This window comes from Phycisphaeraceae bacterium (genome assembly GCA_019636655.1).
Taxonomy (GTDB): domain Bacteria; phylum Planctomycetota; class Phycisphaerae; order Phycisphaerales; family UBA1924; genus JAHBXB01.
The window spans coordinates 158,064-183,868 of sequence record JAHBXB010000002.1; the positions used below are offsets into that span (position 1 = coordinate 158,064).

Here is a 25,805-nt window from a genome sequence, read left to right on the forward strand (position 1 = left end):
GTTCAGATAGCCTCTCCAGCGGTGTGCTGGGGCCATGATGATGTCGTGAAAAACGTGTCGTCCACCCGTCTCGCGCCGCGTCGAATCGATCAGTATAACCAGACCAGGGGGCCCAGGCAAGGCCTCCAGACGCCCCCGGTTCACCGCTTGGTGTCTGATCGGGTGCTGTCCGGCTAAGGAAAATGGAGGGCCCCCGTTTGGCGGGGGCCCCCCTTGAACAGTCTCGTCGTCGAATCAGGCCAGCTCGACCTTGGCGCCCTCGGCCTCGAGGGCCTTCTTGAGCTTCTCCGCGTCGTCCTTGGAGATGCCCTGCTTGACGGCCTTGCCCGGGTTGTCGACGAAGGCCTTCGCCTCCGCCAGACCCAGACCCGTCGCCTCGCGGACGACCTTGATGGTCGGGATCTTCTTCGCGGGATCCACGGCCTTGAGGATCACGTCGAAGGTCGACTTCTCCTCGGCCGCGGCCGCGGCGGGGGCCGCGGCGGCCATCATGACGCCGCCGCCGGCGGCCGCCTCGATGCCGTAGGTGTCCTTCATGTACTTGCTGAGTTCGACGGCGTCCTTCAGAGAAAGACCCGCCAGCTTGTCACCGAGTTCTGCGATCGCGGACATGTTCAACCTCGTGTTCTTCCGCGGGGGCGCCTCTACGCCGAAACCCGCTACCTGCTCACCCGAGTGGGGCCGGACGCCCGGCCGTTATCCCGTTTGGGCCAGTCGGATGCGAAAGTCTGCCATCCCCCCACCACCCGCTGTCTAACCGACCTTGGCGATCGTCTCGCCCTTCTCCAGCTTGGTCTCGATCGCCTTGATGATCCCGGCGATGCCCGATCCGGGGCCCTTGATCTGGGCCATGAGCTTGCGTCCCGGGCTGACAATGAGCGTGACCGCCTGGGCGATCGCCTCGTCCTTGGTCGGGAACTTGCTCAGCTCCGTCACGCCGGCCTTGCCCTTATAGAGGGTGCCGTCGAGCACAGCGCCCTTGAGCTCGATCGCCGGGAACTTCTCGACGAGCTTGACGATCTCGCGGGCGACCTCGACGACGCTGCTGCCGCCGAAGGCAAGGGCGCTGGGCCCCTGGAGCACCTCGGCGAGGGCGGCCAGGCCGGTGTCCTTCACCGCGTTGCGGGCCAGGGCGTTGCGCACAACCTGGATCTTGATGTTGTTCTTCCGCAGCGAGTGGCGGACCTTGGTGGTGTCCACACCGGTCATGCCGCGGATGCTGATGACCATCGCGTCGCTCGTGCCGGTCAGGCGCGACACGTACTCGCTCATGATGACTTCTTTGACGACCTTTGACATGGCCCGCTCTTTCTTCTAGTGGCTCGGCGATCAGGCGATCGCCGCCGTCTCCAGCTTGATCTGAACGCCCGGGGTCATCGCGCCGCTGACGACGACCTTCTTGATGAACACGCCCTTGGCACTCGACGGGCGGGACTTTTCGATGGTGCGGATGAAGTGCTCGACGTTCTCGGTCAGCGCATCGTCCTTGAAGGACATCTTGCCGACCACGGCGTGCACGTTCCCGCCCTTGTCGTTGCGGTACTCGACCTTGCCGGCGGAGTACTCCCGCACCGCCTCGACGACCTTCGGCGTCACCGTGCCCGCCTTCGGCGAGGGCATCAGGCCCTTGGGGCCCAGCACCTTGCCCAGGCGGGAGACGACACGCATCATGTCCGGCGAGGCCACAGCAACGTCGAACTCCATCCAGCCGCCCTCGATCTTGGCGACCAGTTCCTCGGCCCCGGCCTCGATCGCGCCGGCCGCCTTCGCGTCCTTCGCGACGTCCTCGCGGCAGAACGCGACGACCCGCTTGGTCACGCCGATGCCGCGGGGCAGCGACACCGAGCCGCGGATCCCCTGATCGGCGTGGGCCGGATCGATGCCAAGGTGCAGCACGATGTTCACCGTCTGGTCGAACTTCGGCATCTTGTACTTCTTGAGCGCCGCGATCGCGTCCTTTGCCGGGAGCGGGGCCGCGGGGATCAGCTCGGCGTTCGCCTTGCTCCGCTTGGAGAGTTTCACTGCCATGCTTAGCCCTCCACCGTCACGCCCATCGACCGGGCGGTGCCTTCAATGATCCGCATCGCCGCCTCGATGGACCCCGAGTTCAGGTCCGCCATCTTCTCCTCCGCGATCGCCTTCACGTTCGCCTTGGAGATCTTGCCGACCTTGTCCTTGTTCGGGACGCCCGAGCCCTTCTCGATCTTCGCCGCCTCGCGGATGAGCACGCTCGCGGGCGATGACTTGATCTCGAAGGTGAACGACCGATCGTTGTAGACCGTGATGATGCAGCCGACGATCTTGCCGTTGAGCTTGGCCGTCGCCGCGTTGAACTGCTGGATGAACTGGCCGGGGTTGACGCCGTTGCCGCCCAGCGCCGGACCAAGCGGCGGTGCCGGGGTGGCCTTGCCACCCGGGGCCATGATCTTGAAGCGCTTTGTGACTTCTTTCTTGGCCATTGATCTCCACCTCCCACCGGCCCGCCGGGATCGACCCGGCCAAGCTCCGCTCCGGCCAAGGAGGCGGGGGGCTCGGTGGTAAAACGGTTTAAGCTATTCCCCACGCCGACTCCGACGTGGGGGGCGGAATACTACCCGCACCGAACCGCCGGACAAGCGGTATTCGGTCAACCCAGCCGGCCTGCGGGACTGGTCCGCGCAGCATACAAAAGCCGTACAATTTACGGGGACGTCACACGTCCAGACTCGCCTCGAGTTCCCCCGCGATCCGCGGCGCCAAGCCCCGGTCCTTCGCCCGCTTCAGCATGTTGCGGGCCACCGAATCGCGACCTTCGGCCTGCATCAGCACGATCACCGTCAGCCACGACGACGCGGTGTCCACGTTGTTCGCGTACGCCACCGCGCGCAGCAGAAGTTTCCGCAGGTGCTCGTCGCCGACGACCGCCCCGGCGTTCAGCGGGTAGACGGCGAGCGACGGGTCGCGGTCGTACGCCAAGGCCATCATCGCGGCGGCGTCGGCCGGGTGGTTCGCATCGAGCAGCGCGAACGCCAGGACGCGCATCGCGCCGGTGTCGTCGGCATTCTGGTTGAGGAACGACTTGATGAACCCGATCGCGGCCTCGGGATCCCTATCGCGCAGCGCTTCGACGCCATGATCAAAGTCGGTCGGCTCGACCGGCGGCGGAGGCTCGGGCGGAGGGGCCGCCTGAGGCTGGGTGGATGCGGTGTATTGGACACCCGCTGCGTACGGCACGCCCTCGGCGTAGGAGACGACCGGACCGTAATCGACGTAGTCGGTGCCGCACCACCGTGGCCCGCAGCCTGCAGCACCCGTCCAGGACCACTGACCGCCGCTCGACCACACCGGCCACACCCGACGGCGATAACTGCCGAAGTCCGCGACCGGGGCGCCCGCATGGAGCCGAATGGTGGGATTGCCGGCAAACTGAGCGTCCAACTGGGACTGAACCACACTGACGCTGCCCGTTCCGACCGTGCCCGTGCCGAGCGCGACGCCGGTCCCGCGATCAACCACCACTCCGCCCCCGACAGGGCCCCGGGAAGGCCCGACGACGGGGTACCGGCGCGACGTCGGCGGAGGGGGAGGAAGCAGCGTCTTATCGCGGGTTAGCAGCGATCCCTTTCGGGCGATGCCGAATCCGGTCCCCCCCGTTGCGCGGGTTCCACCGAGGTCCTTGATCGGTCCCGGCATCGACACCCGCGGCTGGCCGAGGTTCATGCGCTGGCCGGTGGTTGGTTGAGGTCGCGCTGCTTCCGGAGGTGCGGGCGCCGCGGTCACGTCCGGCGCTGCTCCGAGCAAGCCACCGAGGACAAGTGCAGAGAGCAGACGGCTGGGCCGGGCTCGCATGCTTGGGTTCACGCTCGAATCCTCCAGCGAGGGCCGAACTGCTCGTGCCCTCCCGGTTTGACGTCTGAGCGGCATGGAAAGTTCCCCCCTTCTCCACGGCCGGCGTTGCGACGCCACACCCTGCCCCTGGAGTACTCTATTGCCATGCTCCACCCCCTCGTTTCTGGTGTCCGTTTGTTGGCCGCGATGACCTGCCTGGCGTTGAGCCTGCCGGGGTGCACCCCCGGGTCGACCCGCCTTGACATCGAGTCGTCGGATCGCGGCCGCGTGCTGGCACCGGAGTTCGTCACCGGCGTTTATGCCGAGACCGACAACAATACCGCGACCATGTACCTCTCAGACCTGCCGCTGGAGACGCTGACCAGCGCGAACACCCAGGTTGGGTCGCTCACGGGAACGATCGTCCACATCCACATGTTCCTTGTGCCGGAGGCGGGGCGGACGCCGATCGACCGGAACGCCTGCAACATCTCGATCCAGGCGGTCGTCCTGAGCCAGGGGCGGATCGGCCACTACGGAGGGGGAGGCTTCCTGCTTCCTGCCGGGGAGCCGGGAGGCTCCAAGTTCGGCGGGTCCCTGCTCAACGCCACGCTGGTCCTGCTGCAGTCCAACCCGGGATTCGCAGACCGGCTCGGGGTGGCCACCGTTTCGGGAGCGGTCAGCGCCGCCCGCGACCCCGGCGCGACCAACATCGTGGCGCAGCGCTTCGATTCGATCGTCAGCGCCCTGCCGATCAAGCATCGGGAGCAGTCGGAGGACGATCCGCCGATCGACGCACCGTAGATTGCGGTTCACGAGACCGTTGCAAATGGGCTCACTCGCTGAAGTCGGCACTGCCTTCCTTAAACTCGGAGTGATCTCGTTCGGTGGTCCCACCGCCCACCTGGGCTATCTCCGAGAGGAGTTTGTTGGCAAGCGCCGATGGCTCACGGATGAGGCCTTCGCGGACTTGGCCGCGCTCTGCCAGTTCCTCCCCGGACCCGCGAGCAGCCAGGTGGTCTTCGCCCTCGGAATGCTGCGGGCGGGCCTCATCGGTGCGCTCACGGCATCCGTGTGCTTCATGCTCCCATCAGTGGCGATGATGATTGCCTTCGCGTACGGCGTCGAAGGCGTGGGGAACCTTCAGCACGCCGGGTGGCTGCACGGGCTCAAACTCGCTGCGGTGGTCGTCGTCGCACAGGCCGTGTGGGCGATGGGCCGGAGTCTCTGTCCGGATCGTGCCCGACTCACACTCTGCGTCCTTGCCGCCGTCGTCACGCTCACGGCCCCAGGGGTGATCACCCATCTTGCGGTGATCGCCGCCGGCACTGCGATCGGATGGCTTGTCTACCGCCATGCACCCGTGCCCCACAACGAGGGGCCCCCGCCGAGAATGCAAGGGCACGTCGGCGCGGTAGCCGCCTTGGTAGCCTTCGGTGCGCTGCTCGTGCTCCTCCCGTCACTGGCAGCATCGACGGACAGCAGGTCACTCGCGGTCTTTGACCGTTTCTACCGTTCAGGCGCGCTGGTGTTCGGCGGTGGACACGCTGTGCTCCCGCTGCTGCGAGCGGAGGTCGTGCCGCCGGGGTGGGTCTCGGATGACGCGTTTCTCGCGGGCTACGGAGCGGCCCAGGCGGTGCCCGGCCCACTGTTCACCTTCTCGGCCTACCTGGGCGCTGTGATTCATGGCGGGCCAAACGCATGGGTAGGCGGTCTCTGGTGCCTCCTTGCACTGTTCCTTCCCGGATGGCTGCTGGTGGGTGGAACTCTCCCGTTCTGGCACCAAGTGCGTGCGCAGGCATGGGCCCAGGCGGGGCTCAAGGGTGCGAACGCGGCCGTTGTCGGCGTCTTGCTCTCGGCCCTCTATGCGCCCGTGTTCACAGAAAGTGTCTCGAGCGCACGGGACATCGCGGCGGCGCTCGTCGGCTTCGCAGCGCTGCACTTCTGGAAGACGCCAACGTGGGCTGTCGTGGTGCTCATGGCCGCACTCGGGCAATGGGCGCCGTAAGTTCGCATCGCCGCTACGGATGCTCGGCTTCCCATCGCTCGACGACATCGTGGGCGGCGCCCGAGTACAGCGTTTGCAGCAGCGTCGGCGCGAGCCCAAGCCCGACCAGGCGTGGAGCGGACATCGCATTGAACCGGTCCGGATCCATCATCATGAGGTCGGGGTCCGCGATGGGCGAATCACCGTCGAAGGTCGTCTCGAACATCGTCCGCAGTGCCAGGTAACGGCTCGCGTACAGGTCGAACGCCTCCTCGGCGCTGCTGGCCAGGTCCGCCATCGGACTGGTGGTCGCCTTGGCGGGCTGGAGGTGGTCGTCCGTGGAAACGATGTCGGACCCGAAAAGGATCCGCCCCGTCCACTTCGCGAAGAACTCGGCGGTCTGAGCCCTGGGGTGCCGGCCCAGTTCCCGCACGATCCACTTGGTGGCCGAGGTGTCCAGGTACAGGTTCGGGTGCCTCGCGAGCATCCCGCCGAGGAACTCTAAATCCTCCGGCCATCCCCCCATGTGCGCCGCGATCCACGGGTTTGAGAACCGATCGAGCATCCGCTCGAACCCCTCGTACTGCTGGCGCTTCGTGCCGAAACGCCGGGCATCGGAGTAGCGGCTGGCGAACCAGGTGTCCGGATCCGCGACATGGATCATGAACATCATCCCCAGACGCTCCCCGACCTCGCAGGCCTTCACCCGCCACGCGCTGTCGACTTCCGCGAGGTCGGTCGCGCCCCAGGTTGATTGGGCCAGGTCCGGCACCACCTCCCGCAATCGCGGCGAGGCCCAGATCTTCAGGATCCGTGATCCCAGGTCGCGCCGGAACAGCTCGATCTCCTGCACGTACCCGGCCCGGTGGGCCCTGTTCTTGTCGGGGTCCGCCCACGAGGGGAACGCGATGAACCGCACGGCGTCGCCGAGGGCGTCGCGCACCACCGCGGCGCCGGGCCGCTGGGTCATTGAGTAGATCCGCCTGACGCCGAAGAGCCGGGCCGCCTCGAGGTGGATGGCCGGGGCCTTCGCACCGGCGAGGTGGGCGTGGATGTCGATGATGGGCGTGACCGGCAACCCCAGGCGGGACGCTTCAATGCGGTAATCCAGCCCTAGCCTGTTGGCCGTCCACACCCGCGCCGTGCCCGCCGTGCCGAAACTCATTGCCCGATGATACCCCTCCGCCGCGACACCCCGATGCCCCGCGTGGCGCTCGCGCACGACTGGCTGGTCGGATACCGCGGCGGCGAGGCCGTGCTCGACGCGATCGCCTGCGTCGTCTCCCGCGAGGCGCGGCCCGCGTGCCTGCTGGCCATGTTCGACGACGGCCGGCCGCTGACCCCGGCGATCGATGCGTTGCCCCGGACGATCTCGGCCCTGAACTCGCTCCCGCTCGCGGCGAGTCGATTGCGGCGGTGGCTCCTGCCGATGTACCCGCTGGCGGTCATGGACCTCTCGCGCCGACTGCAGACACTGCACGCGCACGAGCCCATCGACCTGCTCATCTCAACCTCCTCCGCGGCGGTCAAGGGGCTGCGCGCCCCGCGGGGAGTGCCGCACCTGTGCTACTGCCACGCTCCGGCCCGCTACCTCTGGTCGCAGACCGAGGAGTACGCCTCCGGTTCGTTCGGCCTGGCGCGACGCGCGGGGCTCGGGATCCTCGGCGGCCCGCTGCGCCGATGGGACGCCGCCACCGCCGCGAACGTGACGGAGTTCATCGCGAACTCCAGCCACACCGCGGAGCACGTCCGCCGGTGTTACGGGCGGAATTCAACGGTTGTCCACCCGCCGGTGAGGACCGATTTCTTTACGCCCGCACCGCCCGGAAGCCCGCCGGCGCATGCTGGATCGGACGCCCAGGCGGGATTCTGGCTCGTCGTCTCGGCGCTCGAACCGTACAAACGGATCGACCTGGCCATTCAGGCCGCCAATCGGACGGGGCGGCCTCTCGTGATCGCGGGGCATGGCTCTCAAGAGGCCCACCTCAGGTCCCTCGCGGGACCCGGCGTGCGGTTCGTGGGGCGGGTCAGTGATGAGAAGCTCCGGGACCTTTACCGCTCGGCCGCACTCTTGCTCTTCCCGCAGGTTGAAGACTTCGGGATCGTCGCCGGCGAGGCCCTGGCGTGCGGCCTGCCGGTCGTGGCGCGCCGGGCGGGCGGGGCCCTCGACATCGTCACGGACGGAGTCACGGGCTCGCTCTTCGATTACCCGACCGTCGAGTCCCTGCTCGACGGGATCGGGCGTGCCCCGGATTCGCGATCCAGCGCCGGCGCGTGCCGGCGTGCCGCCGAGCGTTTCGGCGCCGACGTGTTTGCCGCGGCGATGTCGCAACGGATCAGCGCGGCACTCCGGCGTGATCGCTGAGCGGCTCAGCCCTCGTCGGCCCCCACCATGCGCGACTCGGCGATCAGCCGCCGGCCGTCCTCGGTCGTGCACGGCTCGATGGTCGTTCGGCCGCCGAGCGCCCCCTGACGCACGAGCAGGTACGCCGACTCGCCCGACTGCAGCATGACACGCGACACCGAACTGGAGTTTCCCTCGACGCGCACGAGGTACTCACCCGGCGGCAGCACCTTGGCGCGGTACTCACCCGGCTGCACCGGGCCGATCGGCTCCTGGTTGAGCACCAGTTCAACGGTTCCGCCGCCGATCATGTCACCGGGGCGGAACATGTAGATCACACCCTGCCCACCGGCGAGCTGGGCCGGCCGGAACTCCGGCTTGGGGTTGGCGCACGCCGCCACGACCACTGTCGCAACCACCGCCAATCCCGAAACAAACCAAGCCATGAACCCGCGTGTGGCGATTGCCATAGGTGCTCCAATGGGGAGTCCACCACCACTCTTGGGGAGAGTCCGTGGATAACTCCGTGCGCGCCTGAGTGTACCCAAACCCGACTGTTCGTCGGCTGCCAGGCCGGTCCGTGTGGAAGACCTGTGCACATGACCTTGATATTGCTCGACTTACGCCAATCCAGGCGTCATTTCGCCCTGTGGATGACTCGCCCCCGACACAACGTTCGAGGCGGCCCGAGACAAAAAGTGTGGCAAACATGACTCGATGTGTTGCATTGTGGGGCAAAGTGGGAGATAATCCCGCGCCTGCCCGGATGCGTTTCCGGCCGGGGACGGAGCCCTCGATGAACTCGGAGCCCATCGCACGTGCTCTTCACCGGCCAATCACTGCACTCGATCGATTCGAAGCTGCGGCTGGCGATCCCGGCGAAGTACCGCAACCAGTGGAAGACCTCCCGCGACGGCGAGGCGTGGTATTGCCTGCCGTGGCCGACCGGGCACCTGAGGCTCTACACCGAGGCGAGGTTCGTGGAACTGGCCGAGCAGGGCGAGGCCACGCTGACCCCCGATTCGGCCGAGGCGAGCCTCGAGACGGTCCTGTTCGGATTCGCCGAGAGGCTCGAAGAGGACAAGGCCGGTCGGATCACCATCCCCCGTGCCCACCTCGACCGGGCGACGATCGGGTCGGACGTGGTCGTTGTCGGCGCCCGATTCAGGCTGGAGATCCACGACCGAGCGCGGTGGGACGCCTCGGCGACGGACATGTTCAACCGCCTTCCGGAGTTCATCGATTCAACCGCGGCTCGTAGGGGGCAGGCGCCCCGCTGATTCCGTTTGAGAGAGAGTTGCCCGGCCGGGCGGAGACGGTCGACCCGGGCGTTGTCAGGGATGACAGGTCAGTTCATGACCGACAGTGAGAGGCCCGCTGGGAGCGATCGAACGGATTCGTTGTTCCGTCCGGACCGGGTGACAGGGTGTGACGCAGGGACGCGTCCGCCATCCACGCAGGACGCCGTTTTGTGCGGCTGAGCGCCCTGCAATGGACATCCGGCCGGGCTGGTGAACGGAGCACTTCCCACGCGGCAACTACGGCGTCCGGGCGGACCACCACCGCCCGGACGCTGTCGTCTTGGGCGTGCTGAATCGGCTACTTCTTCTTCTGAAGCAGGGCCGCCACAGCGGCGCCCTTGTCGTCACCGCGGGTCGCGGCGTGATCGGCGGCGGTCCAGCCGCGGAGGTCGACCGCATCCGGCGGGGCGCCGGCCTCGAGCAGCATCGCGACCATCTCGGTATCGCCGCGCAGCGCCGCCTTCATGAGCGGGGTGACCCCATCGGCATCGGCCTGGTCGGCCTTGGCTCCGGCATCAATCAGGGCCCGCAGCATCGCCGCGGAAGCACGGTCGCTCGCGGCCGCGACCGAGAGGGCCGTGTTGCGGTCCTTGTCCGCGGTCATGGTGGCGGCACCCGCCGAGATCAGCATCGCTACCTTGGCCGGGTCGCCGGACTGGGCGGCGAGCATCAGCGCGGTCTGGCGGTACTTGTTGCCGGCGTTGGGGTCGGCACCGGCACCAAGGAGGGCCTGGAGCGTCGCCGCCTCGCCGCGGGCCGCGGCGAGCATCAGCGGGGTAAGCCCAACGTCGGTCCGCGGGTCGGCCCGCGCGCCGGCCTCGAGCAGGGCCTGCACGCTGGAGGGTCCGCCCCACCCCGCGGCAAAGTACAGGGCCGTGCGGCCGTCGTCGGTGCGAGCATCGAGCCGGCACTTGCCCTCGATGAGCGTCTGGATGGCTTCGGGCTTGCCCGCCATGGAGGCCGCCATGAGCGGGGTCATCCCCCGCCGGGAGGGATCGTCCGATTCGTACCGCAAGTCCACGGGTGCCCCCGCGGCAATCGCGGCCCGGATCGCGGCGACGTCGCCGGCGCCCGCCGCATCAAACAGCGATGCGGCGGAGCCGGAAGGAGCCTCGGCAGCAGCGGGCTGCGCCGTCGTCGCGATCGACTTGACGACGTACACCGCCGCAGCGCCCACAACGATCAGGAGCAACAACAGGAGCCAGTGCGTCTTGCGGGCGTGATGCTCGGACATCGGTGGGATGCTCCTGCGGGTGTACGACGGAGGCCGCCGTGGGAATGCCGGTCATTCGTCGGGGTGGGGCTTGTACGCGGCGACGACATCCTGCTGGATGTGCGGCGGCGTGCGCTCGTCGTGGCTGTAGTCCATGGTGTACGCGCCCTGCCCGCCGGTCATGCTCTTGAGCTCGTTCGAGAAGTTCTGCAGTTCCGCCAGCGGGGCCTGGGCCTTGATGATCGCGGTGCCGTCCGAACCCACGTCCGTGTCGAGCACGCGCCCGCGCTTGCCCGAGAGCAGGCCGGACAGGTCGCCCATGTGCTGACTCGGCAAGGTGACCTCCAGCATCACGAACGGCTCCATCAGCACCGGCTTGGCCTTCTGGATCGCATCGATGAACGCCTTCTTGCCGGCGGTGACAAACGCCACTTCCTTGCTGTCGACGTCGTGGTACTTGCCGTCGTACAGGGCCACGCGCACGCCTGTCAGCGGATAGCCGGCGATCGCGCCGTCGCTGAGAACCTGCCGGCACCCCTTCTCCACGGCGGGCCAGAACTGGCGCGGCACCGTCCCCCCCACCACCTCGGAGACGAACTCGAACCCATCCGGATGGTCCGGCGGCAGCGGCTCGACACGCAGATAGACCTCGCCGAACTGACCGGCCCCGCCGGTCTGCTTCTTGTGCCGGTGGTGCCCCTCGGAACGCGAGGTGATGGTCTCCTTGTACGCGATCCGCGGCTTGCTGGTCTCCAGGTCGATGTTGTAGCCGGCCTTGAGCCGCTCCAGGATCACGCGCAGGTGCAGCTCGCCGAGCCCGCGCATCACCGTCTGCTTCGTCGCCGCGATCCGCTCGATGCGGAAGCACGGGTCCTCCTCCATCAGCTTGTGGCAGGCGGTGGCGAACTTCGTCTCGTCGGCATGGTTCTTCAGTTCGACCGCCAGGCCGAACAACGGGCGGGGCAGGGCCAACGGGAGCAGGTGCACCGAGTCGTGCTCGTGGCTGTCGTGCAGCACGCCGTCGAAGTGCGCCTCGTCGATCTTGGCCAGCACGCCGATATCCCCGGCGGTCACGTCGTGCACCTCCGCCATCTCCTTGCCCTGGGCCTTGAAGAGGTGCCCCACGCGGATGGGCTTCTTCTGGTCGTTGATGAACAAGTCGGCCTTGGTCTTGACCGTCCCAGAGAGGACACGGAAGTACGCGAGTTTCCCCACGAACGGATCGGCCGTCACCTTGAAGATGTGCGCAATCGTTTTCCCCGCCGGGTCCGGCTCGGGGGTGAACGGCAGCTCGTCCCCGGTTTCGCCGGAGGGCGCGATCGGCCGGTAGAGAAACTCGGGGGGCATCACCTCCGTCGGCGCGGGGCACAGGTCGGCGAACAGGTGCAGCAGGTCCTCGATGCCCGCCCCGGTCTTGGCCGAGACGAAGCAGATGGGCACCAGGTGCCCCTCGCCCAGGCACTTCTCGAACGCCGCGTGCACCTTTTCGGGGTCGAGCTGGTCGGCCTTCTCCAGGTACGTTTCCATCAGCGACTCTTCGACCTCGACAATCTGCTCGATGATCGCCCGATGGGCTTCCTTTACCGAGGAAAAGTCCGCATCGTCCCCGGCGTCGTCGGTCCCGTCGTGGTCGAAGACGTTGACGACATCCTTTCGGTTCTTCGTCGGCAGGTTGATCGGTAGACAGATGGAGCCGAACGCCTCGCGGAGGCGCCCGACGAGATCCTCGAGCCTGGCCTCGGTGGCCTCCATCTTCGTCACGATGATCATCCGCGGGATATGCCGCTCCTCCGCGATCGACATCAGCCGGCGCGTGGTCGACTCGATCCCCCGCACCGCATCGACCGCGACCGCGACGGTCTCTGCCGCGGGCATCGCGGCGATCGCGTGCCCAATGAAGTCCGACAGCCCGGGCGTGTCGATCAGGTTCACCAGGTGGCCGTGGAAGTCGAAGTGCACCGGCGTGGCCGAGAGGGAGTGCTTGTGCGCCTTCTCCTCGGGCGAGTTGTCCGAGACGGTGGTGCCCTCCTCGACCGTCCCGATGCGTTTGGTCGCCTTCGCCTCGAAGAGCAGCCGCTCGACCAGCGTCGTCTTCCCGCATCCCCCGTGACCCGTAAGAACAATGTTGCGGATGTCGGCGGGTGCGTGGGCCATACGGGTGTGCCTCCGAGTTCGGGTTGTTGGCCGAGGATTCGTGGCCGCGTCACCGGGACCGTGCTCCCGACTCCCGCGGCGCCTCGTGCTCCGGGACGGTGATCAATCGCAGTGTAAGGTCTCGGTGAACACGCGGAAAGGCCTAATTCCGCGCGCGTGCACACCCAACCGGGACCAGTTTCCGGCTTGTCCGCACCAACACCCCGAATTCAGGCAGCGCGCGTGGCTCGCCTCTAACCAAGCACGTTGAGGCGCGAGCCCGCGGCCATCGGCACCGCAACCTGGTACGTCACCTCGATCCGGCGGACCACCTGCTCCACCGGCACGGGCGAGACGTCTCCGATTCGCGGCGCGCCCAGCGGCCGCCGCGGCGGCTCAGACTCTTCGGGAGCACGACGAGTGACATTCGTTTCCGGACGCTCCGGCGGTCCGGAGACGACCCGCACCTCGACCGCCGCCTTCGGGCACGCCTCGATCTGCCCAGGGAGCGGGAAGAAGTTCCAGGGTCCCCAGTTCCAAGATTCCCAGCACCACCACGGCAGAGCACCGATCTCCCTGCACCACGGCCCGCACGCACGATCGCATGCCCACGACCACTCGAAGCAATCCCGTCCCCGGATGGCGGCGCTTACTCCGACTTCCCGTGCGCACACGGGCCGGAGCGCTGGCAGCGGCCAGAGTGGCGGAGTATCGGTGCAGATCTTGAGCGGTCCCACTCCCCCACTGCTCCGAACGGCGTGCCGAACCCCGGATGCGGCGCGCGGCCCGATAATTGCGGTCCTCTATCGCGCCAAACGGCTGCTCGCGCCCGGCGCCCGGCCGCGCGACGCACTCCGGTGGCGGGGTGTGTGGCGTGCGTGCAACAATGCGCGTTGCCACGCGGAAACACGTGCCGTGTGCAGCGCCGCCGTCTAGACCTCGACGACCAGGAAGCGACACGAGTGTTACGGACGACCGCGCTGGACTACACCCTCCCCGCGCCGATGATCGCGACGCACCCGGTGCAGCCGCGCGACTCGGCCCGCCTCATGGTGGTGAGTGCGCACGACGCCAACGCCCCGGCCGCTCACGCAACGGTCCGCGACCTCCCCGACCTGCTCCGCGCCGGCGACCTCCTGGTTGTGAACAGTTCCCGCGTCCTCCCCGCGAGGTTCCGGGGTGTGCGTGCCGACACGGGGGGAATCGTCGACGGCCTGTACCTCGGGCCTGCGCCAAGCGCCGGACCGCTCCCCCGGTGGGGCGTCCTGCTCAAGGCGCGCCGGGCCAAGCCGGGCGTGACGGTGACGCTCGACAACCGCTCGGGATCTCCCAGCGGGATCTCGCTCCGCCTGCTCGAACGCCACCATGACGAGGATTCCGAGAGTGGCGGCTGGGTCGTCGAGCTCCTCGGCGCAGGATCCACCCGTGAAGCCCTCGATCACGTCGGCCTCACCCCCCTGCCCCCCTACATCCGCCAGGCCCGGAAGGCCGCTCACGACGCCGGCAGCGATGCCGAGGACCAGCGCGTGTACCAGACCGTCTTCGCCCATGACGAGGCCGGCGAGCCGCACGGTGCGGGCGGCTCCGTCGCCGCGCCCACAGCGGGGCTCCATTTCACGCCGGAACTGTTCGATCGCCTCCGCGCGGCGGGCGTCGAGACCGCCGAGGTCACGCTGCACGTCGGCATCGGGACCTTCAAGCCCGTGGACGCCGAGTTCGTCGAGCAGCACCCGATGCACTCGGAGTGGTGCTCTATCCCCGAGTCCACCGGCTTGGCCATCGACCGGGCCCGGGCCCGTGGCGGGCGCGTCATCGCCGTCGGCACCACGACCGCCCGAACACTGGAAACGTTCGCCGATCTGCCGTCGCTCGCCCAGCCCGGCGGGATGGGGACCTGGACGCGGATCCTGATCACACCGGGCCACCGATGGCGGTGGGTCGATGCGCTGCTCACCAACTTCCACCTGCCCCGCAGCACGCTGCTGGCGATGGTCGCGGCCCGGTTGGGTCATGACGAGAGCGCGGCCCAACGCCTGATCGCGCACTACCACGAGGCGATCGCGGCGGGCTACCGGTTCTATTCGTTCGGAGACGCGATGCTGGTCCGCTGATCTACCGGACGATCACCACGCCGTGCGGACCCTTGCCGACGCCGATGAAGATATCCGTCGAGGACAGCGACGGGCTCGACCCGCCGTGGACCTGCCACACACCGAGCCAGCCGTTGTTGTCCTCGACGTCGAAGGAGCGGAACTGCGTGACCAGCACGAACCGGCCGGCGGCATCGAACGTGAGCCCCAGCGGCATCGCCGGCATCTCGTACTCCCCCGCGTTGGTGAGCAGGCCGGTCGGCCCATCGATTGCCAGGAGCGAGACGGACCCTCCTCGGGTCAGGCGCGGGTCGCTGTCAGCAAGGTACGAGCGTCGCAGGTTGCTCGTCACGATGAGCCGCCCATCGGGGCTCACCGCGATCCCGGTCGGGGAAATGCCCACCGTTGCCTGCGAGACGAGCGTGTGCTGCACCGTGCGGACGCCCATCGCGCCGGGCTCCGGCGCAATCTCGGCGGGGATATCGGAGAGCCGGACCACGCTCAGCGACCCCTGCGGGGCGCCGACGCGAAAATCCTCAACGTCCCGGCCCCATTGCAGATTCGTCGTGATGAAGTACCGGCCGTCGGGCGTAAACACGCCCGTGTAGGGGTACTTCCCGACCGACACAGGCTCGCCCCAGGGCCGGAGACCGAAGGTGCCAGCATTGCTGTCGCTCGTGAACTCGTAGAAGACCACTTGGTCCCGCTCGGGCAGCGTCACGGCCAGGTGCCGGCCATCGGGAGACCAGACGATCGCGGCGGGCGCCGCCGAGGTGTCGTCCACCTCCATCAACGGCCAGGCCAGCGGCACGCCCAACCGACCGTCGCGGAACGGGACGATGATGATCTGCTCACCCGGGCTCTTGGTCGTCACTGCGACCAGGTCGCCTGCTGGGTTCACATCCACCGACACCGGCTCGCCGGGGTTGGAGAGCTCACTGCCGATATCGAGGGCGTTGGTGACCTGCGGCCGGAGCGGATCGCTGAGGTCCACGGCGAACAGGTGCTTGCCGGGGGGGAGATCCTGGACCGTGACGGCGCTGTCGGACGCCTGGCCGCGGGTCTCGATGATGAAGGCCGTGCGGCCGTCGCGGGTGACGGTCAGGCCGTTTGGCGGGCCGATGACCGAGTTCGACACGTTGATCTGCGCGAACGGCGTGGCCGGCTCCTGGATCGGCAGGGTCAGGACCGTGAGCGTGTCGGTGATGCTCGGATCGCGCGGGCCCAGTTCGCCGGTCAGGAACGCGGGCGCGGACATGTCCGCATCCGACACGGTGGCGATGTAGCGGCCGCTGATGTCGCTGGGCTTCGGAGGCCCGCCGCACCCCGCGAGCAGGGCCAGGGCGAGCGTGCCGGTCGTCCGGAAGAAAGCGTGGGGTGTTCTGAGCATGGAGAGTGCCTACCAGCCGCGAGCGCCGAGGCCCGGTCATCGGGGAGCGTCCACGGGGGCGTTAGATTAGCACGCGACGGACAATTCCGCGACCCTCCCCCCGCCGGCTCAGGATGGATCCGCCCCATCCAGCAGCGCCTCGATGGACAGATTCGCCCCAGGAAGCCCCTGGGGTTCCTCTGTTCTGCCAAGGGCGCGGAGGGAGCGGACAAGATGGGCAACATCCGTCGGCAGCGGCGCGGTGAACTTCATCGGCTCCCCCGAGATCGGGTGCCGGAATGTGAGCGTCGCGGCGTGCAACGCCTGGCGGGCCAACCCGCCGAGTTCCGCCGGCGCGGGGGCGCCGCCGTACATGTCGTCGCCCACCAGCGGATAGCCGCGGTGCGAGAAGTGCACGCGGATCTGGTGGGTCCGACCGGTCTTGAGTTCCACTTCGATCAGCGAGCAGGCCCCGGGCGCATCGGCGGGCTCGTAACGACCCAGCACGCGGTAGATCGTCACGGCCGACTTGCCGAGCGCGTCGTGCCGAACAACGTACTTCTCGCGGTAGCCCTTCTCGCGTGAGGGGTGCGGCCCGATCGGCAGGTCGATCACGTCGATCACCGGCTCCACCCAGCCGTGCACCACCGCGACGTACCGCTTGTCCACGGTTCGGTGCTCGAACTGCTGGGCGAGCTTCCAGTGGGCCTCGTCGCTCTTGGCAAAGACGATCACGCCGCTCGTGTTCCGGTCGAGACGGTGCACCACGCCGGGCCGGGCGAACTCCCGCCCGACCCCTGAGAGCGCGCCGCCGCTGCGGTGCTGGAAGTGGTACGCCAGCGCGTTGATCAGCGTGCCCGAGAGGTGAGACCTCGCCGGGTGCACGATGATGTCCGGCTTCTTGTTGAGCACGATCAGGTGCTCGTCCTCGAACAGAACATCCAGGGGGATGTCCTGCGGAGGTACATCGGTCACGGGCGGCGGCGGGAGGAAGACCTCGATACGGTCGTTCAGCCGCAGCACGGTGGACGCCTTGGGCGATCGCGCGTTCACGCTGACCCCGCCCTCGTCGATTAGCCGCTGCAACTGCGTGCGGCTCATGAACGGGATGCGGTCGCACAGGTAGCGATCCAGGCGCTTGCGGAGGTCCCGTTGGAGCGTGAACACGACCCGGTTGGGCGCATCATCGTCCGCGAGCGGTTCGAGCGTCTCCCCCTCCGCGGCCTCCCTCGCCTCGCCGGGCTCGGCGTGGACCGCCCTCCGCAACGCGTCCTCGTCGACCAGCCCACCGGGACGGATGAGCGGGTTGGGCGATGACCCGTCGTCACCGTCCTTGGGCGCACCGCCACGCTTGCTCATGATGGCGATTCCTCACCCGGCGAGCGGCCTACCGGCCCGGCCCGGGAGCCGGCGGCTCCGGGGACGGCGCGGGCGTTGGAGACGCCTCGCCACTTGGAGCCACCGCGTCCGCACCGGGGGGTGGACCGGAAGGAGCCGTCTCGGCGGGGCCGCTTGGCGGCGGCGCGAAGGGCACGTTCACCGGAATCGGCGCCGCCGCGGCCGGGGCCGGCGGCTTGGGCAGTTGCGAGAGCTCGTACACCTTCGGCGGGTCCTTGAGGCGATCCAGCGACTCGGCCCGGTTGGTGGCGATGATGCTCAGATCCGGAAAGCCGGCGGAGGTCGCCCGCTCCTTGATCTGTGCGTAGAACGTCCGCGCGCCCTCCCAATCAGAGCGGCACTCGGCCACCGCCGCCAGGCCGAACAGCGAGTTGATCGCCTGGATCGGCATCCCCGCCACGTTCTTCGTGCCGGCCAGCACTTCTTCATAGAGACGGCCTGCCTGCTCCAAGTGGGTCGCCCGCTCGGCCTCGCTCAGGCCTTTGCCGGGGGGAGTCGTCCCGTCGGCCCCGGCGGGTGTTCCGGGGTCGGGGGCAATCGAACCATCCGGGTTGAGCTGTCCGCCGGGTGCGACCCCAGTGCGGTAGGCGGAGAGATGGATCTCCGCCGCGGTCAGGCGTGCCAGGTGCGGCACCGCCCCGACATCGGAGTAGTCCGCGGCCACCGCGACCAGCGAGTCCGGGCTCCCGCTCTCGACCGCGCTGGTGAGCTGCTCATACGCCGCATCCAGGCGGCGGACCTTGGCCTGCTGCCATCGGTTGAGCCCCCAGTAGGCGACCGCCGCGATGGCGATCACCATCAGGACGGGCGTCGAGTACTTTCGCAGGAAGTCGATGAACTCGACATTGAGCCGGGATTCCTCGAGACCGGCGCCCTCTCGGATCTGTTGTTGGCGTTCGTCCATAATGAAGCAGAGTTCGGGCGGAATCCCCCGTTTCGATTGAGTTCCGCGGTGCGGACCCAGAGCGTAGGCGCCGGGCGCCGTGAAACTCCCGGGTGCGGCCGAATCGCGAACTACCAGAACCGCCACGGCCCGGGGTGGGCGAGGGCGTCTGGCGGAACAAGTCGATCGCGGATCGCTGTGACCAATCCCTGGACCCCCTCCCCGGTTCGCACGCAAACGGCCAGTTCCACTGTCCCGGCTGCCGGCAATCCGAGGTCGGACCGCAAGGCGACTCGAAGCGTGGGGGCCGCCGATTCCCACGGCACCAGCCCGGAAGCGCCGTCGCATGCCAGGACCACCAAATCCGCGTGTCGGGCCATGCCGAGCGCGATCCTCCTGGCCTCCGCGGCGATGCCGTCGGGCCCATCCGCCTCGATCCCCGGGGCGTCAATGTACCGGACGACGAGCCCGGCCAGGTCAAGCAGGGCCCCGACGTGATCCCTGGTGGTCCCCGACTCGTCCGCAACCAGCGACACCCCCCGGCCTGCGAGCGCGTTAAGGAGCGACGACTTGCCGATGTTCGGAGGCCCAACCGTAACGACCAGCGGTGGCTCAATCAGACGCTGAAGGAGCCGGCTCCGTGCGGCCACATCCTCTTGTTCCAGCGCTGACTCGTTCCCCACAAGGGCCCAGCGGCGCGGCTGGTCAAGCAGCAGATCCTGGGCCAGCGGGCTGGCGGCCCGCGCCAGCGTATCGAGCATCTTCGCTTCGATCTCACCCTCGGCTTCGGGGTAGCGGTCCGCGGCGCAAACGGCTCGATTCTCTGCGATTCCCACGGCCAGCATCGCGTCGATCAACCGGCGGACCACTGCAGGGCCCGCATGGGGCATGAGGAGACATTGGTTGCCGGCCACCCTGGCGACGATCCCCCGGTCCACGCCCGCCAAGTCCCGAAGCGCCATCCCGCCAACCCCCACCTCGCGAATGGACAGGGCCGCAAGGGCCGCATCGACGTCGCCGTTCAGCGCAATCGCCGCGATCGCGCCGCTCCCGGTCGGCGGGGGCGTCGCCAATCGCCATGTGCATTCCCACGCCGACACGCCAGGCTCCACGCGGCTCAGTCTTCCGACTCGACGGCGTCCATGACCAACTCACACGCCGCCATAAGCCCGATGAGCGTCAAGTCCGGCACGATGTGCTCGACCAGTTCATCGCCGTCGAACAGCAGCGGCGCATCGCCCCCGGTCGCGATCACCCTCGGGTACGCCTGGTAGAAGTCCGCGTACCGATCGATCAGTGTGTGCGCCAGCCCACGGGCGGCGGCGACCGCCCCTACGGCCATCGCCTGCGGCGTCGTCTTGCCAAATGGCGGCTCTCCCTCTTGCGGGAGAAGGTCCGGCCGGAGGTCCACCGCCGGCAGCGCCGCCGTCTTCTCGTGCATCGCCACGAGCATCATCCTCACCCCCGGGGCGATCGCCCCGCCGTGGAACACGCCGGCCCCGTCCACAAAGTCGACCGTGACGGCCGTGCCCGCGTCAATCACGATGCACGCCTGCTTGGACCGCGTGTACGCCGCCAGGGCATTCAGAAGCCGATCTTCGCCCACCGTAATCGGGGGGATCAGCGTGTTCTGAATCGGAATCGGCAAGTCCCTCCCAGCCCGAAAAACCTGCGCCCCTGTTTCTGTCAGGTGGGCCTGGATCCGCTCGGCCACCGGGTCGTTCACCGACGCAATCACCACCCGGGCGCCCGCTACCCCCCGACCCTCCCCCGACCCCGCCGCGCTCGACTGGGCAACGTCCGCTGCCTCGCCACTCAGGTCCGCGAGGAGCCCGCCAAGATCGCTGTTCTCGCGGCTGACCGAGGGATCGAGCTGTCCCTCGATCGCGTAGGCGTATCGCGTCCGCGTGTTTCCGACTGACACCAGCAGCAAGGGGGTAGCAGAGGGCATGGCCCACTCTAGGTGCTCCCCCGCCATTGCCCTGTAGCGGACGCCCCGGTCCGTGTACAGTGGCCACGTCAGCAGGGGCACGAACCACGATGTCGAGATGCCGGGTCGACCAATCGATTGAACGCCGCGAGATTAACGGCTTTTCCTTTCCTCTCGGGGTGTACCCCGTTGAGGAGATGTCCCCGCGCGAGGGGTACGCGGTCTGGTTCGAGCCAGCCGACGGGGCGGACACCGGCGGCGCCGCGGGGGGTGACGCGCCGGACCTCGACAGCCCCGAGGAGGGAGGTCTCGCGGCAGACTGGGAGGAATGGCCCGACCGGTACGTCCTCGATATCGCGATCTCCGCCACCCGCGTCGAGTCCCTTTCCCGCGCCCTGTTCGCGATGATGCCGGGGAGGATCTCCCCCATCCTCGACTTCCTCGGCCACGACGCGTACCGCGAGATCGATCCCTACGTCTCTTACGACCTGATCGGCCAGGAGCGGTTCATCGATGCCCTGCGGCGCTACCGGGCGTTCTTCTTTGAGGACGGCCTTGTCGGCTTTGGCGCCCTGAGCGAGGAGCCCTTCATCTATGTGTTCGTCGACGAGCACAAGCTGATCACCGTCCGCGTGGAATCCGCCCTTAAAGAGAAGGTCGAATCGCTCCTCGCCGCGTTCGACCTCCAGCCGGTCGACGAGATCAGTGGCGCCGACGCCGTCACCCACGAGCATCGGGGCGTCCTCGATGCCCCGGAGGACCGGACCGACCTGCTTATCGCTGAGGAGATCGTCGAGGAACTGGTCGACGAATGGGCATTGGTCCTCAACGTCGACGCCTACAGGAATGTCGATGCGGACGGCCACGAACTGGGCATCACCCCCTGGCGGTGCATCGTCCGGTGGGACCGATCAGGCGACACCCCCGACGAGACCCCGATCACCCGGAACCGGGGACAATCCGATCGGCCATCGGAAACGGAGGGCGACCCGGAGGAGGATGACGAGGAGTCATGGGCCGCCGACCCACCCGGCGACCACCCCGAAGTCTCAGTCCCCGCCCCGCCCGCCCGGAGAGCAGTTGGCAAGTCCTGGAATGGCCCAGAACGCCTGTATGCCGAGGTACTGGTCACCGCCGGCAGCCTCGCCGCCGCGGACAACCTGGCCCTGACCCGCCTTCGAGAGATGTTGGACGACGATGTGGCCCCCGACGGAACCGAGGTCGTGGTCGTGGCGGATCGGCTGACCGAGTCGGATGGGAGGTCCGCCACGACGGACACACAGTGGAGCACGCCGGGACCGGTCCGTATGCCCAGGACATCCCGTCCCCCACTCCCCCGGCGGGAGCCCCGGAAGGCGACCCAGCCGGCATTCGACCTGAAGGTGGAGCAGGTCCTCCGATCGCGGTGGCTGTAGGCCATCTTGCCGTGGCCTTGCTCCCCCGGGGCCCATCCCGGGAGGGGCCAGGATCCGTAAAGGTTCGTCTCCACTGGCAGTTGCGTTGACGGATCGGCCCCGGTATCTTCCACTCCCCCCGGGTTGGCGGATGGCCGGCGGGGATCTAAGCACCCACGGAAGGGGCGATGAGTCGTGCGCGCCGGACCGCCAGGGCGGGCGCCCGACACGCCGAAGCGGCGCTGCCTTCGGACACGAATGACCACACCCGCGGGATGAACCAAGCGCGTTCATCGCCGCCTGACGGAGAGTTGCCCATGCTCATGAAGAACACGCGTCCCACCACGGGGTTCTTGACAGTGGCCGCGCTCGCGGCCGGCTTTGCGGTGACGCCCGGCGTGCTCGCCCAGGTGGCGGGGTCGGCGCAGGGCGTTTCGGAAGTCGCCCCGGCGGTTTTGCCCCTCGACAAGGCGGCTGCGCTGCTTCAAGAGGGCAAGCCCGTGCAGGCCAAGGCGATGATCGGGCAACTGCTCCGACCGGGCGTTGCCGAGTCCCTCTCCGAGTCCGAGCGAGATCGCGCCATTCTGCTGAACCACACGGCCGACGAGCAAACGCGGGCCCTGAGCGCGGTGGAGTGCAGCCTGCAGAAGGCCGAGTGGTCCGTGGTCGACGGGGACCTCCGCTTTGCGGAGCGACAGGCCACCGCCGTGCTCAACCGCGCCAACACGAGCGAGGAGGACCGGGCCCGCGCCCGAGAAGTGCTCGACGAGGTGAGCCAGCGCCGGGCGGAGATTGCGCCGCTCATCGGTGGGCTGATCGACGACGCGGTCCGCGAGTTCAACACCGGCGAGTACTCGCAGGCGAAGGCCACGCTGACCTCGGTCTCCCGCTCGGGCGTTCCGCTCAGCGGCGCCCAGGAGCGCGTCGTAGACCAATACCAGATGAAAATCATCGAGATCGAGCGCCAGCAGGGCAGCCTGATTGACGCCGATTCTCACCTTGCCGTGCTCGGCATGCTCCAGCCCGGGACCGTCCGTCGGGGCGGTGGACAGACCGCACCGACGCCCGCCCAGCCCCCCGCGCCCTCTGAGCCGCAACCCGCACCATCGCAGCCCGGCGTCTGGTCGGAGACCGACCAGTCGCCCCAATCGCAACCGCCCGCCCAGCCGCAGCCGCAGGCTGCGCCGCAGCAGCCGGCCCCGCAGCCCCAGCCGACGTTCCAGCCCGCTGGTCAGGAGGACCTGATCCAGGCCGCTCTCCGCGCCGATGCGCAGCGCATCTTCGCCGAGGCGGAGATGGCGTTCACGGAGAAGCGGTACAACGACGCGATCCGCTCGTACACCCTGAGTTCGACGGTCAACCGCCAGTACCTCTCCCCCGACCAGATCGCGCAGGCCGAGTCGCGCCTGGCCGAAGCGAGAGAACTCGCCGGCCGCAACGCGCCGCAGAACATCGTCGGTCCCACGCAGGCCAACATCAAGATCCGTCGCGAGCGCACCCAGGCGACGTTCGACAACGAGATCGATCAGGCCAGCAAGGCCCTCGCAGCGGGCGACACCGCCAAGGCCCGTGAACTCACCGCACGGGCCCGCCTCACGGCCCGTTCCAACGCCGAGGTCTTCAGCGAGGCCGAGAACCAGACCTTCTCGCAGCGCGTGGACGAGATGAGCCAGCGGATCGAGACCGAGGCGGAGCAGATCCGGATCAAGGAAGCCAACGCCAGCGAGGCGATGCTCAAGAAGCAGCAGGAAGAGGCCGCCGCCACCAGCCGCGCCAACAAGGAGAAGAAGATCTCCGAGTCGATCGACCGCATCCGGGCGCTGCAGGCGGAACAGAAGTACGCCGAGGCGCTCCAGGTCGTCGACCAGGTGCTCTTCCTGGATCCGAACAACCCGAGCGCCCTGCTGCTGCGTGATGCACTGGCCGACATCATCGTCTACAAGGACTTCTGGGAGGTTCGGCGCAAGGCAGCCCGCATCGCCGGCAAGAACCAGGTCCAGAACTTCAAGGAGATGCTCCCGCCGAAGGACATCGTGGACTACCCGGAGGACTGGCCGTCCCGCTCGTTCCAGCGCGGCGAACTCGCGGCGTACGCCGAGAGCCCGGAGGATCGCCGGGTGCTCGCGACGCTCAACGCCAAGAAGATCCCGGTCGACTTCAACGACAACACCCTGAGCGATGTCCTCTCGTTCATAGAGACGGTTTCGCAGGTCAACATCGATGTCGACTGGGAGAGCCTCCAGCAGGTCGGTATTAACAAGGAATCGCTGGTCTCGCTGAAACTGACGAACGTGTCGCTCCGCGTGGCTCTCGACCGTGTGCTGGAGAAGGCCAGCCGCGACCAGTTCTCCAAGGCCGGCTGGACCGTCACCGACGGCATCCTGAGGATCGCGTCGGATGAATCCCTGCGTAAGCAGACGGTGCTGGTCCCGTACAACGTCACCGACCTGTTGCTGGAGATCCCGAACTACTACGACGCACCGCAGATCGACCTGCAGGGCGTGCTGCAGCAGTCCCAGGGCGGCGGCGGCGGCCAGAGCCCCTTCCGCGACGACCAGCAGCAGCAGCGGAACCCGGAGGAGCAGGAGCGCCGGCGCCGTGACCGCATCACGCAGATCATGGACATCATCCGTCAGAACGTCGACTACGAGGGGTGGCGGGAGAATGGCGGAGAGACCGGTGCGATCCAGGAGCTCAACGGCACCCTGATCATCAGGAACACCCCCAGGAACCACCGCGAGATCATGGGGTTGCTCTCCAAGCTCCGCGAGATCCGCTCGATGCAGATCAACGTCGAGACCAAGTTCCTGCTCGTCAACCAGGACTGGTTCGAGCAGATCGGGTTCGATATCGACGTCATCTTCAACGCCGGCAGCAACCAGGTCACCGCGGCACAGGCGGTAGACCCGACGATCCAGCCGATCGATTTCTTCAGCTTCAACGGCGCCAACAAGGGCGTGCAGCGCAACGTCACGGGGCAGAATCCGGTGACCGGCACCACGGCCCCGCCCATCAACATCACCCAGGGCGTCGTCCCGCCGCAGCGCTGGTCGCCCATCGGCGCCCTCCAGGACTCCCTCGGCCTCACCAACGGCATCGCGGCGTCCTCGGTCCGTGACGACTCGCTCACCGCGGCCGTCCTTGGAGCCGCCCCTGCCCTCGGCATCGCCGGTCAGTTCCTCGACGACGTGCAGGTCGACTTCCTCGTCGTTGCGACGCAGGCCGACCGGCGCTCGGTGCAGCTCACCGCTCCTCGCCTGACCTTCACCAACGGCCAGACGGCCAACATCTTCGTCGTCACGCAGCAGGCCTTCGTCTCGGACCTCACGCCGATCGTCGGCGACTCGGCCGTCGGCTTCGATCCGACTGTCTCGGTCGCCTCCGAAGGCGTGACGATGCTCGTCGAGGGCGTCATCTCCTCCGACCGGCGGTACGTGACCATGAACATCGATGCCGGCGTCTCGCGGATCGACGGCTTCGGCCAGCAGGCCGTCACGGCCGTCGCCGGCGGACAGCTGGTCAACTCCGCGGATACCCAGTCGTTCATCCAGTTGCCCACCGTCACCGTCACCCGCGTCCGCACGACCGCATCGGTCCCCGACGAGGGCACCGTGCTGCTCGGCGGTCAGCGCCTGGTGACCGAGATCGAGATCGAGACCGGCGTCCCCGTCCTCTCCAAGATCCCGATCATCAACCGGTTCTTCACCAACTCCATCACCAGCCGTGAGGAGCAAACGCTCCTGATCCTGGTCAAGCCCACGATCATGATCCAGTCCGAACAGGAAGAGAAGAACTTCCCCGGCCTGGGCGACGCGATGCGGACGGGGCTGGGAATCCAGTAAGCCCCTGGTAATGTCCCCCCCCTCGAACGCCGGCACGGGCCGGCGTTTTTCTTTGGCCCCGGCGGTCCCGGCGCAGCGATCCGGCGCTCGCCGCAAACCCGGGCGGTGTATAGT

Annotated in this window: 22 protein-coding genes; 7 read left to right on the forward strand and 15 right to left on the reverse strand. The window is 68.0% G+C overall.

The window, feature by feature from the left end:
- Nucleotides 1-234: 234 nt before the first annotated feature.
- The 5 genes from rplL to KF745_06135 all read right to left on the reverse strand — a co-directional run bounded on the left by rplL (nt 235) and on the right by KF745_06135 (nt 3,840).
- Entirely contained in the window at nt 235-612 is a 378-nt protein-coding gene (gene rplL / locus KF745_06115; GenBank protein MBX3357986.1) for a 50S ribosomal protein L7/L12, read from the reverse strand.
- Nucleotides 613-753: 141 nt separating this feature from the next.
- Nucleotides 754-1,299, reverse strand: coding sequence for a 50S ribosomal protein L10 (rplJ, locus tag KF745_06120; GenBank protein MBX3357987.1), 546 nt, complete (start codon nt 1,297-1,299; stop codon nt 754-756).
- Nucleotides 1,300-1,329: 30 nt separating this feature from the next.
- Complete coding sequence (rplA, locus tag KF745_06125) at nt 1,330-2,028, reverse strand: 50S ribosomal protein L1 (protein MBX3357988.1); 699 nt, start codon at nt 2,026-2,028, stop codon at nt 1,330-1,332.
- A 2-nt stretch (nt 2,029-2,030) separates the two neighbouring features.
- Nucleotides 2,031-2,459: a 50S ribosomal protein L11 gene (gene rplK, locus KF745_06130; GenBank protein ID MBX3357989.1), complete on the reverse strand. Its 429-nt coding sequence runs from the start codon at nt 2,457-2,459 to the stop codon at nt 2,031-2,033.
- 232 nt (nt 2,460-2,691) lie between these two features.
- The gene (locus KF745_06135; protein MBX3357990.1) at nt 2,692-3,840 is read right to left on the reverse strand and encodes a hypothetical protein; all 1,149 of its coding nucleotides are present in this window, start codon (nt 3,838-3,840) and stop codon (nt 2,692-2,694) included.
- A 132-nt stretch (nt 3,841-3,972) separates the two neighbouring features.
- Between KF745_06135 and KF745_06140 the strand changes: the two genes are divergently transcribed.
- Both KF745_06140 and chrA read left to right on the forward strand, forming a co-directional pair.
- Nucleotides 3,973-4,611 carry a hypothetical protein gene (locus KF745_06140; GenBank protein ID MBX3357991.1) on the forward strand — a complete coding sequence of 213 codons (639 nt, stop codon included), beginning with the start codon at nt 3,973-3,975 and terminating at the stop codon, nt 4,609-4,611.
- Between the two features lie 25 nt (nt 4,612-4,636).
- Entirely contained in the window at nt 4,637-5,815 is a 1,179-nt protein-coding gene (gene chrA, locus KF745_06145; GenBank protein MBX3357992.1) for a chromate efflux transporter, read from the forward strand.
- Nucleotides 5,816-5,828: 13 nt separating this feature from the next.
- Here chrA and KF745_06150 read toward each other — a convergent pair whose 3' ends face one another.
- Nucleotides 5,829-6,959: an amidohydrolase family protein gene (locus tag KF745_06150; protein ID MBX3357993.1), complete on the reverse strand. Its 1,131-nt coding sequence runs from the start codon at nt 6,957-6,959 to the stop codon at nt 5,829-5,831.
- A 6-nt stretch (nt 6,960-6,965) separates the two neighbouring features.
- On the opposite strand from KF745_06150, the gene KF745_06155 reads away from it, so the two are divergent.
- Nucleotides 6,966-8,159 (forward strand): glycosyltransferase, encoded by a 1,194-nt coding sequence (locus tag KF745_06155; GenBank protein ID MBX3357994.1) that lies wholly within the window; start codon nt 6,966-6,968, stop codon nt 8,157-8,159.
- Nucleotides 8,160-8,164: 5 nt separating this feature from the next.
- Here the strand turns inward: KF745_06155 and KF745_06160 are convergent, their stop codons facing one another.
- Nucleotides 8,165-8,608 (reverse strand): hypothetical protein, encoded by a 444-nt coding sequence (locus tag KF745_06160; protein MBX3357995.1) that lies wholly within the window; start codon nt 8,606-8,608, stop codon nt 8,165-8,167.
- A gap of 348 nt (nt 8,609-8,956) precedes the next feature.
- Here KF745_06160 and KF745_06165 point away from each other — a divergent pair, with 348 nt between their 5' ends.
- The gene (locus tag KF745_06165) at nt 8,957-9,418 is read left to right on the forward strand and encodes a hypothetical protein (protein ID MBX3357996.1); all 462 of its coding nucleotides are present in this window, start codon (nt 8,957-8,959) and stop codon (nt 9,416-9,418) included.
- A 319-nt stretch (nt 9,419-9,737) separates the two neighbouring features.
- Here the strand turns inward: KF745_06165 and KF745_06170 are convergent, their stop codons facing one another.
- The 3 genes from KF745_06170 to KF745_06180 all read right to left on the reverse strand — a co-directional run bounded on the left by KF745_06170 (nt 9,738) and on the right by KF745_06180 (nt 13,522).
- Nucleotides 9,738-10,673 (reverse strand): ankyrin repeat domain-containing protein, encoded by a 936-nt coding sequence (locus KF745_06170; protein ID MBX3357997.1) that lies wholly within the window; start codon nt 10,671-10,673, stop codon nt 9,738-9,740.
- Between the two features lie 51 nt (nt 10,674-10,724).
- Entirely contained in the window at nt 10,725-12,806 is a 2,082-nt protein-coding gene (locus KF745_06175) for an elongation factor G (protein MBX3357998.1), read from the reverse strand.
- 233 nt (nt 12,807-13,039) lie between these two features.
- The gene (locus KF745_06180) at nt 13,040-13,522 is read right to left on the reverse strand and encodes a hypothetical protein (GenBank protein ID MBX3357999.1); all 483 of its coding nucleotides are present in this window, start codon (nt 13,520-13,522) and stop codon (nt 13,040-13,042) included.
- A 225-nt stretch (nt 13,523-13,747) separates the two neighbouring features.
- On the opposite strand from KF745_06180, the gene queA reads away from it, so the two are divergent.
- Nucleotides 13,748-14,896 carry a tRNA preQ1(34) S-adenosylmethionine ribosyltransferase-isomerase QueA gene (gene queA / locus KF745_06185; protein ID MBX3358000.1) on the forward strand — a complete coding sequence of 383 codons (1,149 nt, stop codon included), beginning with the start codon at nt 13,748-13,750 and terminating at the stop codon, nt 14,894-14,896.
- Between the two features lies 1 nt (nt 14,897).
- Here queA and KF745_06190 read toward each other — a convergent pair whose 3' ends face one another.
- From KF745_06190 to KF745_06210, 5 genes are all read right to left on the reverse strand, one after another.
- The gene (locus KF745_06190; GenBank protein MBX3358001.1) at nt 14,898-16,265 is read right to left on the reverse strand and encodes a beta-propeller fold lactonase family protein; all 1,368 of its coding nucleotides are present in this window, start codon (nt 16,263-16,265) and stop codon (nt 14,898-14,900) included.
- A 108-nt stretch (nt 16,266-16,373) separates the two neighbouring features.
- Nucleotides 16,374-17,603, reverse strand: coding sequence for an RluA family pseudouridine synthase (locus KF745_06195; GenBank protein ID MBX3358002.1), 1,230 nt, complete (start codon nt 17,601-17,603; stop codon nt 16,374-16,376).
- Between the two features lie 28 nt (nt 17,604-17,631).
- The gene (locus KF745_06200; protein ID MBX3358003.1) at nt 17,632-18,546 is read right to left on the reverse strand and encodes a hypothetical protein; all 915 of its coding nucleotides are present in this window, start codon (nt 18,544-18,546) and stop codon (nt 17,632-17,634) included.
- Between the two features lie 110 nt (nt 18,547-18,656).
- On the reverse strand, nt 18,657-19,625 hold the full coding sequence (locus KF745_06205; GenBank protein ID MBX3358004.1) for a 50S ribosome-binding GTPase: 969 nt from the start codon (nt 19,623-19,625) through the stop codon (nt 18,657-18,659).
- A 17-nt stretch (nt 19,626-19,642) separates the two neighbouring features.
- Nucleotides 19,643-20,476: a type III pantothenate kinase gene (locus KF745_06210; GenBank protein MBX3358005.1), complete on the reverse strand. Its 834-nt coding sequence runs from the start codon at nt 20,474-20,476 to the stop codon at nt 19,643-19,645.
- A 176-nt stretch (nt 20,477-20,652) separates the two neighbouring features.
- On the opposite strand from KF745_06210, the gene KF745_06215 reads away from it, so the two are divergent.
- Entirely contained in the window at nt 20,653-21,870 is a 1,218-nt protein-coding gene (locus KF745_06215; GenBank protein MBX3358006.1) for a hypothetical protein, read from the forward strand.
- 296 nt (nt 21,871-22,166) lie between these two features.
- A complete protein-coding gene (locus KF745_06220) occupies nt 22,167-25,691 on the forward strand; it encodes a hypothetical protein (GenBank protein ID MBX3358007.1) in 3,525 nt (1,174 codons plus the stop codon).
- Nucleotides 25,692-25,805 lie beyond the last annotated feature (114 nt).

Coding starts and splice junctions, on each gene's coding strand:
- KF745_06150 (MBX3357993.1), bottom strand. CDS start 6,959: ATGAGTTTCGGCACGGCGGGCACGGCGCGGGTGTGGACGGCCAACAGG.
- KF745_06140 (MBX3357991.1), top strand. CDS start 3,973: ATGCTCCACCCCCTCGTTTCTGGTGTCCGTTTGTTGGCCGCGATGACC.
- KF745_06195 (MBX3358002.1), bottom strand. CDS start 17,603: ATGAGCAAGCGTGGCGGTGCGCCCAAGGACGGTGACGACGGGTCATCG.
- KF745_06160 (MBX3357995.1), bottom strand. CDS start 8,608: ATGGCAATCGCCACACGCGGGTTCATGGCTTGGTTTGTTTCGGGATTG.
- KF745_06220 (MBX3358007.1), top strand. CDS start 22,167: ATGCTCATGAAGAACACGCGTCCCACCACGGGGTTCTTGACAGTGGCC.
- KF745_06175 (MBX3357998.1), bottom strand. CDS start 12,806: ATGGCCCACGCACCCGCCGACATCCGCAACATTGTTCTTACGGGTCAC.
- rplK (MBX3357989.1), bottom strand. CDS start 2,459: ATGGCCAAGAAAGAAGTCACAAAGCGCTTCAAGATCATGGCCCCGGGT.
- KF745_06170 (MBX3357997.1), bottom strand. CDS start 10,673: ATGTCCGAGCATCACGCCCGCAAGACGCACTGGCTCCTGTTGTTGCTC.
- KF745_06210 (MBX3358005.1), bottom strand. CDS start 20,476: ATGCCCTCTGCTACCCCCTTGCTGCTGGTGTCAGTCGGAAACACGCGG.
- KF745_06215 (MBX3358006.1), top strand. CDS start 20,653: ATGTCCCCGCGCGAGGGGTACGCGGTCTGGTTCGAGCCAGCCGACGGG.
- rplA (MBX3357988.1), bottom strand. CDS start 2,028: ATGGCAGTGAAACTCTCCAAGCGGAGCAAGGCGAACGCCGAGCTGATC.
- rplJ (MBX3357987.1), bottom strand. CDS start 1,299: ATGTCAAAGGTCGTCAAAGAAGTCATCATGAGCGAGTACGTGTCGCGC.
- KF745_06200 (MBX3358003.1), bottom strand. CDS start 18,546: ATGGACGAACGCCAACAACAGATCCGAGAGGGCGCCGGTCTCGAGGAA.
- KF745_06190 (MBX3358001.1), bottom strand. CDS start 16,265: ATGCTCAGAACACCCCACGCTTTCTTCCGGACGACCGGCACGCTCGCC.
- KF745_06155 (MBX3357994.1), top strand. CDS start 6,966: ATGATACCCCTCCGCCGCGACACCCCGATGCCCCGCGTGGCGCTCGCG.
- chrA (MBX3357992.1), top strand. CDS start 4,637: ATGGGCTCACTCGCTGAAGTCGGCACTGCCTTCCTTAAACTCGGAGTG.
- rplL (MBX3357986.1), bottom strand. CDS start 612: ATGTCCGCGATCGCAGAACTCGGTGACAAGCTGGCGGGTCTTTCTCTG.